At 72.7% G+C, this 15,959-nt stretch carries 5 protein-coding genes; 3 read left to right on the top strand and 2 right to left on the bottom strand.

Annotated features, from left to right (window positions below; all coding sequences use genetic code 11):
* Position 1 precedes the first annotated feature (1 nt).
* The 3 genes from ACIPK3_RS14035 (at position 2) to ACIPK3_RS14025 (ending at position 3,094) form a co-directional block, all read left to right on the top strand.
* Entirely contained in the window at positions 2 to 1,291 is a 1,290-nt protein-coding gene (locus ACIPK3_RS14035; RefSeq protein ID WP_402569355.1) for an ABC transporter ATP-binding protein, read from the top strand.
* The gene (locus tag ACIPK3_RS14030; protein WP_402569354.1) at positions 1,288 to 2,025 is read left to right on the top strand and encodes an ABC transporter permease; all 738 of its coding nucleotides are present in this window, start codon (positions 1,288 to 1,290) and stop codon (positions 2,023 to 2,025) included. The genes ACIPK3_RS14035 and ACIPK3_RS14030 overlap by 4 nt, the downstream gene beginning before the upstream one ends.
* A gap of 169 nt (positions 2,026 to 2,194) precedes the next feature.
* Positions 2,195 to 3,094, top strand: coding sequence for a proline iminopeptidase-family hydrolase (locus ACIPK3_RS14025; protein ID WP_402569353.1), 900 nt, complete (start codon positions 2,195 to 2,197; stop codon positions 3,092 to 3,094).
* Between the two features lie 96 nt (positions 3,095 to 3,190).
* Here ACIPK3_RS14025 and ACIPK3_RS14020 read toward each other — a convergent pair whose 3' ends face one another.
* Together ACIPK3_RS14020 and ACIPK3_RS14015 are read right to left on the bottom strand one after the other, a co-directional pair.
* Complete coding sequence (locus ACIPK3_RS14020) at positions 3,191 to 5,332, bottom strand: condensation domain-containing protein (protein ID WP_402569351.1); 2,142 nt, start codon at positions 5,330 to 5,332, stop codon at positions 3,191 to 3,193.
* A gap of 40 nt (positions 5,333 to 5,372) precedes the next feature.
* Positions 5,373 to 15,941, bottom strand: a complete 10,569-nt coding sequence (locus tag ACIPK3_RS14015) for an SDR family NAD(P)-dependent oxidoreductase (protein WP_402569349.1) — start codon at positions 15,939 to 15,941, stop codon at positions 5,373 to 5,375.
* Positions 15,942 to 15,959 lie beyond the last annotated feature (18 nt).

The raw sequence follows: 15,959 nt of genomic DNA, 5'->3' as shown, positions 1-15,959 counted from the left end.
GATGACGACGACCCCAGAGACCAGGACCGCACGGGACGAGGGAGGTACCACCGTCACGGCCGCGTCCCCCACCCCCACCACGCCCCCCACCCCCGCCGCCGACACCGGGACGAAGCCGGCCGCCCGCAAGAAGGCCGCGCCGCGCAAGAAGGCGGCCGCCGCCAAGCGGACCACGGCCGCGAAGAAAACCATCGCTGCGAAGACCACGGTCGCGAAGACCACGACCGCGAACCCGGCAGCCGAGACCGAGCCGGAAGCCAAGGCGAAAACCACCCCCGAAGCCACCACCAACACCAAGGCCGAGCCGGACGCCGAGGCCGAGCCGAAGCCGGCGTCAGTCACCGGTGCCCGCCACGACTCCGACGCCGAGCCCGCCCTGCGCATCACCGGACTGCGCAAGGACTACGGCGACGTCAAGGCCGTACGAGGCATCGACCTGACCATCGCGCCCGGCGAGGTGGTCGCCCTGCTCGGCCCCAACGGCGCCGGCAAGTCCACCACCGTCGACATGATCCTCGGCCTGTCCAAGCCGACCGCGGGCAGCATCACCGTGTTCGGCAAGGTCCCGTACCTCGCCGTACGGGAGGGGCTGGCGAGTGCCGTCCTCCAGGAGGGCTCCCTCATCGACGACCTGAGCGTCCGCGAGACCCTCGGCATGATCTCCTCGCTGTACAAGGACCCGCTGCCCATGGACGAGGTCCTGCGCCGCGCCAACATCGAGGACATCGTCGACCGGCGGGGCACCAAGCTGTCCGGCGGCCAGCGTCAGCGCGCCCGGTTCGCCTGCGCCCTGGTCGGCAACCCGCAGCTGCTCATCCTGGACGAGCCGACCTCCGCGATGGACGTGGGCAGCCGGCGCAAGTTCTGGGAGTCGATGCGGAAGTTCACCGACACCGGCCGTACGGTCGTCTTCGCGACCCACTACCTGGACGAGGCGGAGGAGTTCGCCGACCGCGTCGTCCTGATGCGCACCGGACAGATCGCGGCCGACGGCACCGTCGCCGAGATCCGCGCCCTGACCGCGGGTCGTATGCTGCGCGCCGCCGTACCGGGCGCGACCGCCGCCGTGCTGAGGAAGCTGCCCGGTGTCACCTCGGCCACCATCCGGCTCGGCCAGGCCGAGCTGCACTGCGACGACTCCGACGCCGCCGTGCGCGCGCTCGTCGCCCAGTACCCCGAAGCCCATGACATCGAGATCAGTGCCACCGGCCTGGAGGAGGCGTTCCTGTCGCTGACCTCCGACGACGCCTCCCAGGACGACACGCGGAACACGGAGGACGAGGCCGCATGACCGGCTACCTGGCCATCGAGATCAAGCGGATGATGCGCGGGCCGCGGTTCATCGTGTTCGCGTTCGTCGTGCCCGTCGTGATGTACCTGCTCGAGTGCATGCTCTACAAGAACCAGACCATCCCGCACTCGAACGGCATCACCTACAGCGCCTGGCTGATGTGCAGCCTGGCCGCCTACAGCGCGTTCACCTCGTCCATGCACACCACCGCCCGGGTCGCGCACGAGCGGCAGATCGGCTGGCACCGGCAACTGCGCCTCACTCCGCTGCTGCCGCGCACCTACCTGCTGACCAAGGTGTTCGTGGCGATGGTCGTGGCGCTGCCCGGCCCGGCGTTCGTGGCCCTCTTCGGCTGGCTCGTCCAGGACGTGCACATGTCGGCGGCCGGCTGGCTCCAGATCACCCTCGGCATCTGGATCGCCTCGCTGCCGTGCGCTGTCCTCGGCCTGGTGATCGGCCTGTACGTGGCGCCCGAGCAGCAGCAGATGTACCTCCAGGGCCTGATCATCCTCTTCGGTTTCCTCGGCGGTCTGCTCCTGCCGACCACCGGATTCCCGGACTGGCTGGTCGACATCATCAAGATCATGCCCAGCTACTGGCTCGCCGACATCGGCCACGGCGCCCTGCTGCACGACACCCGTGCGGTGGTCGGCGCGGCCGTGCTCGCCGCGTGGACCCTGGTGTTCTCCGGCGCGGTGGTCCTGAGCTACCGGCGCGAGGCGGCCCGGGCCTGAGCGGCCCCGGACGTACGAATGCCTGACAGTGGGCGCCGGCCGAGATGGCCGGCGCCCACTCACATGTCCAGCCCCGAACGCCGAACAGTCCAGCCCCGAACGCCGAACATTCCCAGCCCGCACGTCGAACACGTCCGGCCCCTCACCGGACCGAGAGAGGGACTCCCAAATGTTCCTGGCCCCCAGCCGCAAGGGCGTCGTTCCCTTCCGCGGCCACCACACCTGGTACCGCGTCACCGGAGACCTGCACAGCGGGCGTACGCCCCTGGTCGTCGCGCACGGCGGTCCAGGCTCCGTCCACGACTACCTGCTGAGCCTGACCGCACTCGCCTCCGACGGCCGCCCGGTCATCCACTACGACCAGCTCGGCAACGGCCAGTCCACCCGACTGCCCGACAAGGGCGCCGACTTCTGGACCGTGGACCTGTTCCTCGCCGAACTGGACACGCTCCTGGCCCACTTGGACATCGCGGACGACTACCTTCTCTTCGGCCAGTCCTGGGGCGGCATGCTCGGCGCGGAACACGCGGTGCGCCGCCCGCCCGGCCTGAAGGGCCTCGTCATCGCCAACTCGCCCGCCTCCATGCCCCTGTGGCGCGCCGAGTGCGAGCGCCTCAAGGACCAGCTGCCCCCCGACGTCCGCGACACCCTCCGCCGCCACGAGGCCACCGGCGACTACGCCCACCCCGACTACCAGCGCGCCGTCCTCGCCTTCTACGAACGCCACCTGTGCCGCGCCCGCCCGCTGCCCCCCGAGGTCGCCGACACGCTCCTCGCCCTCCAGAGCGACCCCACCGTCTACGGCACCATGAACGGCCCCGCCGACTTCCACGTCATCGGCACCCTCAAGGACTGGACCGTCGTCGACCGACTCCCCGCGATCGACGTCCCCACGCTGGTCATCACCGGCGCCCACGACGAGGCCACCGAACCCACCATCCGCCCCTTCCTCGACCACATTCCCCGCTCCCGCTGGGAACTGTTCGAGCACTCCAGCCACATGCCCCACGTGGAGGAACCGGAACGCTTCGAACAGGTCATGCGGCAGTGGCTGGCGGAGGTGGGCTGAGCGCGCACGAGCGACGAAGGCTCTGCGGAGGAACGGCCGAAGGGGGACCGGGCAGCGCCCGGTCCCCCTTCGCGTTCGTGCCGTGCGGCCGGCTGTCTACGCCGACCTGTCCGCGATGAACCCCGCCAGCCCGCGCGGGGTCGGATGCGCGAAGAGATCCGCGAGACGGATGCGCACCTTCACATCCGTCGTCCGCTTGATGCGCTGGAGCAGCTGTACGCCGAGCAGCGAGTGACCGCCGTGCGAGAAGAAGCCGGAGCCCGCCTTCAGATCCTCGCGCTTGAGGAACTCCCGCCACAGGACGATGAGCTGATCGGTGAGTTCGTCGGTGTCGACGGCGGTCGCCGTGGCCGGAGGCTGATCGCGACCGGTCAGAGCCTCCGCGCGCAGACGCAACCCCTCCAGGTCCGGCCGGCCGCCCACCGAGGGCAACGCGTCCACCACGACCACCCGGTCCGGCTCCGCGGCGGCCGGCAGTGACACCCGAATCTGCTTCAGGAGCCGCTCGGCCAGGCCCTCGGCGGGACCGCCGCCCGTGGGAGCCACGAACGACACCACACGACCCGCCACCGCCACGCTCGCCGCTTCGGCCACCTCGGCGTGCGCCAGCAGCACCGCGTCCACCTCGTCCAGCCCGAAAGCGAACCCCCGCACGGTCACCCGCCGGTCCAGTCGGCCCAGCAGCTCGAGCCGCCCGTCCGGCAGCCAGCGGGCCAGCTCCCCGGTGCGCCGGACCGTGCCGTCGGCCTCCGCGAGGCACAGCTCACCGCGCACCCGCACCGGCAGCTCACTACCGTCGGGCGCCGCGACCAGGGCGCGTACGGCCGACCACTCGCCCGGCGTGTACGAGGAGAACTGCGCGACGGCGGGGGAGTACGGCAGCGCCGCAGGCAGCCCGTTCCGGTGGCCGCCCGCCACCACCGCCCGGTCCGCGTCGCTCCAGACCGACAACTCACCCACAGGGCCGGATAGTTCCTCACCAAGGCGGACCAGGAGCGCGTCGTAACGGGCGAGCAGCAGGCCCACTTCGGCCGCTGAGAACACCTGGGTGCGGAACACGGCACGGATCCGCAGCTCGTCCTCGCCCTCCGCCTCGCCCTCGGGCATGAAGAAGAACTCCAGGTCGAACTTGCTGAAGCCGTTCTCCACGTCCCGCATCCGCGCCGGGAGTCCGCAGACGGCGAAGTCCCCGGACGTGCCGCCGGGCACGTAGTTGAACAGATGCGTGCACAGCGAGTTGCGCCAGCTTCCGCCGCCGTCCGCGTCCCGCACCTCGTCCAGCACCAGCTCGGCCGGCACCCCGCTGTGTCCGATCCCTTCCAGGAACACCGAACGCACCCGGTTCACCAGCCGCTTGAACGGCTTCGCCGGATCGATCCGCACACGCAGAGGCAACACGTTCACGTGATAGCCGATCGCCGACTCGTGCCCGTCCGGTCGCACACTCACCGGCGACCCGACGACCAGATCCCGGCCCGCGCCGTGCCGCGAAAGCAGCAGACAGTACGCGGACAGCAGGATGACCGCCTCCGGCGCACGCAGTTCACGGCACAGCCGCCGCACCACGCTCCGCGCCGGACGGGACAGCGTGTACCAGGTGCTCTCACCCGCCAGATCCGGGGTGTCGGAGGGAGGGTTCCCGAACCACAGGCCCGCCTCGTCGCCACCACGGAAGCCACGCAGCTGCTCGCGCCAGAACTCGACGCTCTCCGCTGCCGGTTCGGGCTCAACCGCCGCCGCCACCGGGGTCGTGTCGTACCCCTCCGGATCCTGGAGGGCATGCAGCAGCTCGCCCAGGAAGGACACGGTCGACATCGCGTCGAACACGAGATGGTGCAGCGCGACACTCACCGTGCATGCGGTCCCGCCGTCGCCGTCGGCATCCCGCGTGAACACCGCCCCGCGCACCAGCAGCGAACCGTCGAGCGCGAACGGCGCCCCGACGAACCGCTCCACGGCGGCCTGTACGTCGCCGTCGTCCGCCTCCTCCAGCACGGTACCGGGCACCGGGACCGCCACGGCGTCGGGCGCGAGCACACTCCTGATCAGCTCGGAGTCCGTCGCCCGGAAGACGGTCCGCAGGATCTCCTGCCGCCGCACCACGAGCGTCAGCGCCCGTGCCAGCGCGGCGGGCTCGACGACCCCGTCGACATCGAACGTGACGGACAGATTGTTGACCCCGGCCCCTGGCACGAGCCGCTCCAGCAGCCACAGGTCGGTCTCCTTGCGGGTGGCCATGATCGTGCTCCTCATCGCAGTAACAGCCCAACGGGCTGGGTCAGTCGATATCGATGCCCTCGAACTCGCCGTCGAGAATGTCGAAGATCTGGTCGGCGTCGGCGTCCGCCAGCGAGGCGGCGGCCGGCTCCCCGGCACCCTTCGGGGCGTGCAGCTCGGACCAGCGGGAGGCGAGGGTGCGCAGGGTCTGGGCCACCCGCGCGTGATCACCCGAGTCGAGTCCCTCGGGACCCACGACTCCCAGCAACCTCGCTTCCAGGGTGGCGATCTCGCTCTCCACCGTGCGCAGCGCCGCAGGCCCGGTCTCGTCCGGCACGAGCTGCTCGCGCACGTACTCGGCGAGCGCCTGCGAGGTCGGGTAGTCGAACGTGAGCGTCGCGGGCAACCGCAGCCCGGTCAGCGGCGCGAGCTGGTTGCGCAGCTCGACCGCCGCCAGCGAGTCGAACCCGAGGCCGCCGAAGCCGCGCTGCGGATCGACCGCTTCCTCCGACGCGTGCCCGAGCACCGCCGCCACCCGGGCCCGCACCAACTGGAGTACGTGCGGCGTCCGTTCGCCGGCCGGCAGTCGCAGCAGTCGCTGCTTGAGTCCCTCCGCGTCCGGCACTTCCGCCGCCACACCGCGACGCCGGGCACCCGGGCCCCGGACGAGTTCCCGCAGCATCGCGGGCAGCCCTCCGTCCCGGGCCCGCCGCTCCAGGGCGGCCGTGTCGAACGGTACCGGCAGCAGATGCGCCCGCCCGCTCTCGAGCGCCGCGTCCAGCAGCGCGAGCCCCGCTTCCCGGCCCAGCGCCCGCGGCCCGGTCCGAGCGACCCGCTCCACGTCGGCCTCGGTGAGCCCGGCGCCCATGCCGCCGACCTCGGGTGCCCACAGGCCCCAGGCGAGCGATACGCCCGGCAGCCCGTCGGCCCGCCGCCGAGCCGCAAGAGCGTCCAGATAGGCGTTGGCGGCGGCGTAGTTGGCCTGCCCGGTACCGTCGAAAGTGGCCGCGGTGGAGGAGTAGAGAACAAAGGCGCCCAGCTCCCGGCCGGCCGTCAGCTCGTGCAGATGCCGGGCCGCGTCCACCTTGGGCGCCCACACGGTCGCCAGGCTGTCCACGGTGAGACGCTCGACGGTCGCGTCGTCGAGGACGCCCGCGGTGTGGACGATCGCGGTGATGTCCGAGTGGGTGTCGAGCAGCCGGGCGACGGCTGTCCGGTCGGAGACGTCGCAGGCGACGACTTCGACGTGGGCGCCCAGTTCGCCGAGTTCGGTGGTGAGTTGGGTGGCGCCGGGGGCGTCGGTGCCGCGTCGGCTGGTGAGCAGGAGGCTGTGTACGCCGTGGGTGGTGACGAGGTGGCGTGCGGTGAGCGCGCCGAGTCCTCCGGTGCCGCCGGTGATGAGGGTGGTACCGGTGGTGGGCCAGGGGGTGGTGGCACTGGGGGTTGACGTCTCCCGGGTCAGGCGGGGTGCCCGGAACTCCCTGTCGTCGTAGCTGAGTTCGGGTTCGTTGGCCGGGATGTGGGCGGGGATGCCGTCGGAGGCGTCGGTGGAGGTGTCGGTGGAGGTGTTGAGGAGGACGATCCGGTCGGGGTGCTCGGCCTGGGCGGCCCGGATCAGGCCGCGGATGGCGGACTGGTCGGGGTCGGTGTCCGCCTGCCGGGTGTGGACGAGCAGCAGTCCGTCGCCGTCGAGGTGGGTCTGGAGCTGCGGGAGCAGCTCGGCGGCCGTCGCCGCCCGCAGGACCGTGTACGCGGCCGTGGACTCGGTCGCCGGTGCGGAGACCGGGCTCCAGTCGATCCGGTACAGGTCACGCACCGCCGACGTACTCGCATCCACCGCCAGCGGGCGCAGGGCCAGGCCGGTGACCGTGGCGACGGGCGCGCCCGTGAGGTCGGCGAGATCAAGCCGGTAGCCAGACCCCTCACCCGTGACACTCACCCGCAGGGCCTTCGCCCCCGAGGCGTGAACCGCCACGTCGTTCCAGGAGAAGGGAAGCTCGGCCTTCTCGGCGGCACCCGCGTAGGTGAGGGTGTGCAGTGCCGCGTCCAGCAGCGCGGGATGCAGGGCGAACGCCCCGGGATCCGCGCTCTCGGGCAGGGCAACCTCGGCGTGCACGGTGCCGTCGGCGGAGCGCCAGGCCGCCGTGAGCCCTTGGAATAGGGGGCCGTACTCCAGTCCCATCCCGGCCAGGTCGCCGTAGAGGCCGGTGACGTCGACGGGTTCCGCACCGGCCGGCGGCCAGGCGGCGAGCGCGGCGGCGGGCTCGACGGCGTCCGCCGAGAGGGCGCCTTCGGCGTGCAGGGTCCAGCTCTCCTCGTCGCCCTCGGGGCGTGAGTGAACGGTGACGGCGGGCTCGTCGCCCTCGCCGACGCGTACCCGGAGAGCGACCGTGCCGGTCTCGGGCATGACGAGGGGAGCATGCAGGGCCAGATCGCGAACCGTTCCCCGGCCGACCTGGTCTCCGGCCCGCATCGCGATCTCCACGAGCGCGGCACCCGGGACGATGACGGTCCCGTTCACGGCGTGCTCGGCCAGCCAGGGGTGCGTGGCCTGGGACAGTCGACCGGTGAACAACACTCCATCCGAGTCAGGCAGTTCCACCGCCGCACTCAACAAGGGGTGCTCGGCGTCCGACTGCCCCAGCTCGGAGGGGTTGCCCGCCCGCGTGGGCGTCGCGGCGAGCCAGTACGACTCGTGCTGGAAGGCGTAGGTGGGCAGGTCGACGGGTGTGCGGCCGGGCCCGAAGTAGGCGGCCCAGTCGACGGCCGGGAGTCGGGTGAGCGCCTCGACCAGGGCCCGGGGCTCGTTGCGGTCTCGGCGCAGTCCCGCGACCGGCGTGGCCTCGGTGCCCGTGCCGGCGGCCATCGCGGTGAGCACCGCGTCGGGGCCGAGCTCCAGGAACGTACGCACACCGCGCCCGTCCAGCGTGGCCACGGCGTCGGCGAACCGGACCGCCTCACGGACGTGCCTGACCCAGTAGGTCGGGTCGGAGAGGTCGTCGTACGACACCGCCTTGCCGGTGAGCGTCGAGACGAACGGGAACTTCAGCTCCCGGTAGGTGAGCCGGGCGGCGATCTGCTCGAACTCGGCGAGCATCGGCTCCATCAGCGGAGAGTGGAAGGCGTGACTGACCGCGAGCCGCTTCGTCTTGCGACCGGCCTCGGCGAAGTGCCGTACGACCTCCTCCACACCCGCCTCCGGACCGGAAACCACCACCGACACCGGCCCGTTCACGGCGGCGATGCCCGTACCCTCCGGCAGCACCGGCAGCACCTCGTCCTCCGTCGCCTGCACAGCGGCCATCGCACCACCCGCCGGAAGCGCCTGCATCAGCCGGCCACGCGCGGCAACCAGAGCCGCCGCATCCTCCAACGACCACAGCCCGGCGACGTGCGCGGCAGCCAGCTCACCGATGGAGTGCCCGGCCAGTGCGTCCGGGCGCACACCCCAGGCTTCGAGCAGCCTGAACAGGGCGACTTCCAGCGCGAACAGAGCAGGCTGCGTGAACCCCGTCTCGTCCAACCCCACCCCACCGAACATGACCTCCTTCAGAGGCCGTTCGAGGTGCCGGTCAAGCACCGCGCATATGTCGTCCAGCGCGGCGGCGAAAACGGGGAACGCCTCGTACAGTTCCCGGCCCATCCCCGCCCGCTGGCTGCCCTGCCCCGTGAACAGGAACGCCAACTGGCCCCCGGCCACCGCCGGAGCCACACTCCCGCCCGCGATCGCCTCCAGACCCGCCAGCAGACCGTCCCGGTCCCCGGACACCACACCCGCCCGGTACGCGAACGACGACCGCCCAGTGACCAGGGAGTGACCCACATCGGCGAGGTCGAGTTCGGGGCGGGACGCGGTCAGCCCGAGCAGCCGTGCCGCCTGCCCACGCACCGCCTCCACGGTCTTGCCGGACACCACCCACGGCACCACCGGCAGCCCGGCGACCTCGACCGCCTCGGCCGGTTCGCCGGCCGGGGCCTCCTCGACGATCACATGCGCGTTCGTCCCGCTGATACCGAACGACGAGACACCCGCCCGCCGCACACGCTCCCCAACCGCCCACGCCCGGGCCTCGGTGAGCAGTTCCACCGCACCCGCAGACCAGTCCACATGCGACGACGGCGCATCCACATGCAGAGTGCGTGGCAATTCCTCGTGCCGCATCGCCAAGACCATCTTGATGATCCCGGCCACGCCCGCCGCCGCCTGCGTATGCCCCAGGTTCGACTTCACCGACCCCAGCCACAACGGCTCCTGCCGGTCCTGCCCATACGTGGCCAGCAACGCCTGCGCCTCGATCGGGTCGCCCAGACGGGTACCGGTACCGTGCGCCTCCACCACATCGACATCGGCCGGAGTCAGTCGCGCCGACGACAACGCCTGCTTGATGACGCGCTGCTGCGAGGGCCCGTTCGGTGCCGTGAGCTGGCTGCTCGCACCGTCCTGGTTGACGGCCGAACCACGCACCACCGCCAGCACCCGGTGCCCGTTCCTGCGCGCGTCCGACAAACGCTCCAGGACCAGGACACCCACGCCCTCGCCCCACCCCGTACCATCCGCACCCTCCGCGAACGGCTTGCACCGACCGTCCGCCGCAAGACCCCGCTGACGACTGAAGTCCACGAACGTGTCCGGCGTCGACATCACCGTCACACCACCCGCAAGGGCCAGCGAACACTCACCACCCCGCAACGCCTGCGCCGCCAGATGCACCGCCACCAACGACGACGAACACGCCGTGTCCACCGTCACCGCCGGACCCTCAAGACCCAACGCATACGACACCCGACCGGACACCACGCTGCCGAGTCCGCCGTTGCCGAGGTATCCGGCGAGTTCCTCCGGGACGTCGTGCAGACGCGGGGCGAAGTCGTGGTACATGACGCCGGCGAAGACGCCGGTGGCGCTGCCCCGCAGCGACGCCGGATCGATGCCCGCCCGCTCGAACGCCTCCCACGACGTCTCGAGCAGCACCCGCTGCTGCGGATCCGTCGCCAGCGCCTCACGCGGGCTGATCCCGAAGAAGTCCGCGTCGAAGTCCGCCGCACCCTCCAGGAAGGCACCCTGGTCGACATAGGTCCTGCCGACGGCCTCCGGGTCCGGGTCGTAGGCTTCCTGCCAGAGCGGGCCGCGGTCGGTCGGGAACGCGGACACCGCGTCGCCGCCCGCGGAGAGCAGCGTCCACAGGTCCTCGGGTGAAGTCACCCCGCCGGGGTAGCGGCACGCCATGCCCACGATCACGACCGGATCGTCGTCTCCGCCGACCGGCGTACGGTCCGCCGCTGCCGCGGCGGCTCCCGGGGCCTCCGCCCCGCCGCCGAGTTGTTCGTCCAGGTAGCGAGCCACGGCCACCGTGTTCGGGTAGTCGAACGTCAAGGTCGCCGGCAGCCGCAGTCCGGTCGCCGCGCCAAGTTTGTTGCGCAGGTCGACCGCCGCCAGGGAGTCGAAGCCCAGGGTGCCGAAGCCGCGCTCCGGGTCGACGGCCGCCGGGCCGTCGTGGCCGAGTGCCGCGGCGACGTGCGTGCGGACGAGCGTGAGCAGTCGGCGCTCGCGGTCGGCCGCCCCGAGTCGCGCCAGGTCGTCGGTGAGGGAGCCGCCGCCCGTCGCCGTGTCCGTGCCCGCGGCCCGGCGGGCCGGAGTGCGGACCAGGCCGCGCAGTACAGAGGGCAGTTCCTCGGTGCGGGCACGCCGGGTCAGGGCCTGCTGGTCCAGGCGCAGCGCGAGGACATGGGCCGACGACTCCGGGAGGGCGGTCGCCGCGTCCAGCATGGCCAGTCCGGTCGCCGCACCGTGTGCGGGTGTTCCGGCCCGTGCCGCGCGGGACAGGTCGGCGGGCGCGAGTCCGGCCGCCATGCCCCCGGCCTCCGGGTCCCACAGGCCCCAGGCCAGGGAGAGCCCCGGCCGGCCGTGCGCCCGCCGCTGCGCCGCGAGGGCGTCCAGGTAGGCGTTGGCGGCTGCGTAGTTGGCCTGGCCGAGGGCGTCGAAGGTGGCGGCCGCCGACGAGTAGAGGACGAAGGCGTCGAGGTCGTGGTCCGCGGTCAGTTCGTGCAGGTACTGTGCCGCCCGTGCCTTGGGCGCCCATACCGATTCCAGGCGTTCCGGCGTGAGGCTGTCGAAGGTGGCGTCGTCGAGCACACCAGCCGCGTGGACGACGGCCGTGATGCCGGGGTGCCCGTCGAGCAGCCGGGCCACCGCCTCCCGGTCGGAGACGTCGCACGCCTCCACCGTCACGTCCTCGGCGCCCAACTCGCGCAGATCGGATACGAGTTCGTCGGCACCCGGTGTGTCGAGACCGCGGCGCCCCACGAGGAGCACACTGCGCACCCCGTGCATGGCGACGAGGTGGCGTGCGGTGAGCGCGCCCAGGCCGCCGGTGCCACCGGTGATCAGGACCGTGCCCGAGGTGGTCCACCGGACGCCGTCCGACGGAACCGTCACCCGGGCCAGGCGCGGTGCGCTGAAGGTGGTTCCCGAGCAGGCCAGTTCGGGTTCACCGGCAGGTATGTGGGCGGGGACGGCCTCGGCGGTGTCGAGGATGACGATCCGACCGGGGTGTTCCGTCTGGGCGGCCCGGACCAGCCCGCGAATGGCGGCCTGTTCGGGATCGGTGGTGGCCTCGTGGGTGTGTACGAGGGCGATGCCGTCACCGCTGAGGTGGGCCTGGAGCCGTGGCAGCAGTTCCGGCGCCGTGGCGGCCCGCAGCACGGTGTACGCGCCGGTCGGCTCGGTCGCCCGCGCGGTGACCGGCGCCCACTCGACCCGGTGCAGCGGCACCGCTCGCCCGGAGCCGCCGCCCGCCGCGGCGGGCCGCAGCACGAGCCGGCCGACCGTCGCGACCGTGGCACCGGCCGGGTCCGTCAGACGCAGGCGGACTCCGGAGGTGGCCGGGGACACGTGCACGCGCAGAACGGTCGCGCCGGTGGCCTGTACCGCCACATCGGTCCAGGCGAAGGGGAGTTCGGCGCCGTCGGCGTCCTCGTCCAGCCCGATGACGTGCAGGGCGGCGTCCAGGAGCGCCGGGTGGACGGCGTAGCCCTCCGGGTCCACGCCGTCGGGCAGGGCGACCTCGGCGTACAGCTCGTCGCCCCGCCGCCAGGCGGCCCGCAGGCCCTGGAAGGCGGGCCCGTAGCCGTATCCCCGGGTGGTCATGCGGGTGTAGGCGTCGCTCACGTCGAGCGGTACGGCGCCCTGCGGTGGCCAGACGGCGTCACTGTCGGCCGGAGCCGTCGCGGTCGGAGCCAGCAGGCCCTGGGCGTGCTGGCTCCATTCCGTGTCGGCCGTGCGGGAGTGCACGGTGAGCGGGCGCCGGCCGTCCGGGCCGGGCTCCGCCACCGCGAGCTGGATCTCCACGCCCGTCTCGGCGTCCTCCAGGGTCAGCGGAGCCTGGAGCGTGAGTTCCTCGACGGCCTCGCAGCCCGCCAGCCCGGCCGCGTGCACGGCGAGTTCGACGAACGCGGTGCCGGGGAGCAGGACCGTGCCGCCCACCGCGTGGTCGGCCAGCCACGGGTGGGTGCGCGTGGAGAGCCGTCCGGTGAGCACCAGCCGCTCGGCACCCGCCTCCGTCAACGCGGCTCCCAGCAGAGGGTGTTCAGGGTCCGTGACGCCGAGCGCGGCGGGATCCGCCGGTGCGTCGTGCGGGGCGTCGAGCCAGTGGCGCCTGCGCTGGAAGGCATAGGTGGGGAGGTCGGCCGCGGCCTGCTCCGTGCCCAGGAACGCGCGCCGGTCGACCGGTACCCCGCGCAGGTGCAGCGCGGTGACCGCGGTGACCAGCGAGCCCGGCTCGTCGTGTCCGCGCCGCAGCGCGGCCAGCAGTCGGCCCCCGGTCACCGAGTCGGCGCCCATGGCGGTGAGTACCGCGTCCGGGCCGATCTCCAGGAACGTGCTGACTCCGTGCTCCTCCAGCGCGCGGACGGCGTCGGCGAACCGCACGGCCGCGCGGACGTGCCGTACCCAGTACTCGGGGTCGGCCAGCTCGTCGTACGACACCTCGCGTCCGGTCAGCGTTGACACGATGGGCAGAGTCGGCCGCATCGGGTTCAGGACCTGCGCGAACTGACGGAACTCCGCCAGCATGGGCTCCATCAGCGGGGAGTGGAAGGCGTGGCTGACGGTGAGCCGCTTCGTCCTGCGACCGGCCGCATCGAAGTGCCGCACGACCTCCTCCACACCTGCCTCGAGTCCGGAAACCACCACCGCCATCGGCCCGTTGACGGCGGCGATGCCCGTGCCCTGGGGCAGTACCGGCAGGACCTCGTCCTCGGTCGCCTGTACGGCGGCCATCGCACCGCCCGCCGGAAGCCCCTGCATCAGACGGCCACGCGCGGACACGATGAGCGCCGCGTCCTCCAGCGACCACAGCCCGGCCACGTGGGCGGCCGCCAGCTCGCCGATGGAGTGCCCGGCCAGCGTGTCCGGGCGTACCCCCCAGGCTTCGAGCAGCCGGAACAGCGCGACTTCCAGCGCGAACAGAGCGGGCTGCGTGTAGTGCGTCTCGTCCAGTTCGGTGCCGGCCCCGCCGTACAGGTCCGCCTCGCCGAACATGACGTCCAGCAGCGGGCGTTCCAGGTACTGGTCCAGCGCCGCGCACACCTCGTCCAGGGCGCGCGCGAACTCCGGGTACGCCGCGTACAGTTCGCGTCCCATGCCGATGCGCTGACTGCCCTGGCCGGTGAAAAGGAACGCCAGCAGGCCGCCGGTCGGGCCGTCGCGCAACGGTGCTTCGCCGCGGGCGACGGCCGTCAGGCCGGACAGCAGGCCTTCGCGGCCGTCCGCCACGACGGCGGCGCGGTGCGGGAGTGCCGGACGGCCCGCGAGCGCCAGGGCCACGGAACCGGCGCTGAGGGCCGGGTGTTCGCGCAGGTGCGCGGCGAGCCGTGCGGCCTGGTCGCGCAGTGCCTCCTCGGTCCCGCCGGAAAGGATCCACGGCAGGACGGGCCGGGCCGGCGCCCCGTCCGGTGCGGCCGGTTCCTCGGCGGGCGCCTCCTCCACGATCACATGCGCGTTCGTGCCGCTGATCCCGAACGACGACACGCCCGCGCGCCGCACCCGTTCCCCGGTCGGCCAGGGACGGGCCTCGGTCAGCAGCCGCACCGCGCCCGCCGACCAGTCCACGTGCGAGGACGGTGCGTCCACATGCAGCGTGCGCGGCAGCAGCTCGTGCCGCAGCGCCTGCACCATCTTGATGACCCCGGCGACCCCGGCGGCCGCCTGGGTGTGGCCCAGGTTCGACTTGACCGAGCCCAGCCACAGCGGCTCCTGGCGGTCCTGGCCGTACGTCGCCAGCAGCGCGCCCGCCTCGATGGGGTCGCCGAGCCGGGTGCCGGTACCGTGCGCCTCGACCGCGTCGACGTCGGCGCCGGTCAGGCTCGCCGAGGCGAGGGCACGCCGGATCAGGCGGCGCTGTGCCGAGCCGTTGGGGGCGGTGAGGCCGTTGCTCGCACCGTCCTGGTTGACGGCCGAGCCGCGCAGTACCGCGAGCACCCGGTGACCGGCCCGCCGTGCGTCGGAGAGCCGCTCCAGGACCAGGAAGCCGACGCCCTCCGCCCAGCCGGTGCCGTCGGCCGCGTCCGCGAAGGGCTTGCAGCGGCCGTCCGGGGCGAGCCCCCGCTGCCTGCTGAACGCGGTGAACGTGCCCGGACTCGACATCACGGCCACGCCGCCCGCGAGCGCCAGCGAGCACTCGCCCGAGCGCAGCGCGCCTGCCGCGAGGTGGATGGCGACCAGGGACGCCGAGCAGGCCGTGTCGACCGTCAGGGTCGGGCCCTGAAGGCCCAGGGTGTAGGCGATGCGGCCGGAGATGACGCTGGTGGCGCCACCGGTCAGCAGGTGGCCTTCGTAGCCCTCGGGTGCCTGGTGCAGGCGCGGTCCGTACTCCTGGGGCTCGGCGCCGACGAACACGCCGGCGTCGCTGCCGCGCAGTACGGCCGGGTCGATGCCCGCGTGCTCCAGCGCCTCCCACGACGTCTCCAGGGCGAGCCGCTGCTGCGGCTCCATCGCGGCGGCCTCGCGCGGGCTGATCCCGAAGAAGTCGGCGTCGAACTCGGCCGCCCCGTAGAGGAACCCGCCCTCGCGGGCGTAGGTCTTACCGGGTGCGTCCGGGTCCGGGTCGTACAGTCCGGCCACGTCCCAGCCGCGGTCCTCGGGCAGCGGGCCGATGGCGTCGCCGCCTGCCGCGACCAGGTCCCACAGTCCGGCGGGGGAGGTGATGCCGCCGGGGTAGCGGCAGGCCATGCCGACGATCGCGACGGGCTCGCCCGGGTCCCGCTCCTCGTCGTGTCCGTCCGGGGTTACGGCCTCCGCCGACGTGTCGCCGAGCAGTTCGCGCAGCAGCTGCCCGGCCAGCGCCCGTGGGGTGGGATGGTCGAAGGCGATGGACACCGGCAGGTCGAGGCCGGTCGCGGTGGACAGCCGCCGTTGCAGATCGACGATGGCCAGCGAGTCGAGTCCCAACTGCCGGAACGGCAGGGACGTATCGAGTTCCGCGCCGGTGTCCCGGCCCGCCTCGCGCAGCGCCGCCCCGGCCTCCTCTACGACGAGCCCGAGCAGCCGCCGCTCCTGGGCGGCCCGGGACGTACCGGTCAACTCGGCTGCCGTCGACAGCTGTTCCGAAGGGGCGTGGGCGGGCTCGGTCATGGTCCCTGAACTCCAGTG

The sequence above is a fragment of the Streptomyces sp. NPDC086787 genome (assembly GCF_044745865.1).
Taxonomy (GTDB): Bacteria; Actinomycetota; Actinomycetes; order Streptomycetales; family Streptomycetaceae; genus Streptomyces.
Note: the sequence above shows the minus strand (reverse complement) of the source record. Positions and strands in the feature narration are given on the sequence as shown.

What these genes read in the sequence shown, in the direction of transcription:
- ACIPK3_RS14035 (WP_402569355.1), top strand. Translation starts at nt 2, where the DNA reads ATGACGACGACCCCAGAGACCAGGACCGCACGGGACGAGGGAGGTACC.
- ACIPK3_RS14030 (WP_402569354.1), top strand. Translation starts at nt 1,288, where the DNA reads ATGACCGGCTACCTGGCCATCGAGATCAAGCGGATGATGCGCGGGCCG.
- ACIPK3_RS14025 (WP_402569353.1), top strand. Translation starts at nt 2,195, where the DNA reads ATGTTCCTGGCCCCCAGCCGCAAGGGCGTCGTTCCCTTCCGCGGCCAC.
- ACIPK3_RS14020 (WP_402569351.1), bottom strand. Translation starts at nt 5,332, where the DNA reads ATGGCCACCCGCAAGGAGACCGACCTGTGGCTGCTGGAGCGGCTCGTG.
- ACIPK3_RS14015 (WP_402569349.1), bottom strand. Translation starts at nt 15,941, where the DNA reads ATGACCGAGCCCGCCCACGCCCCTTCGGAACAGCTGTCGACGGCAGCC.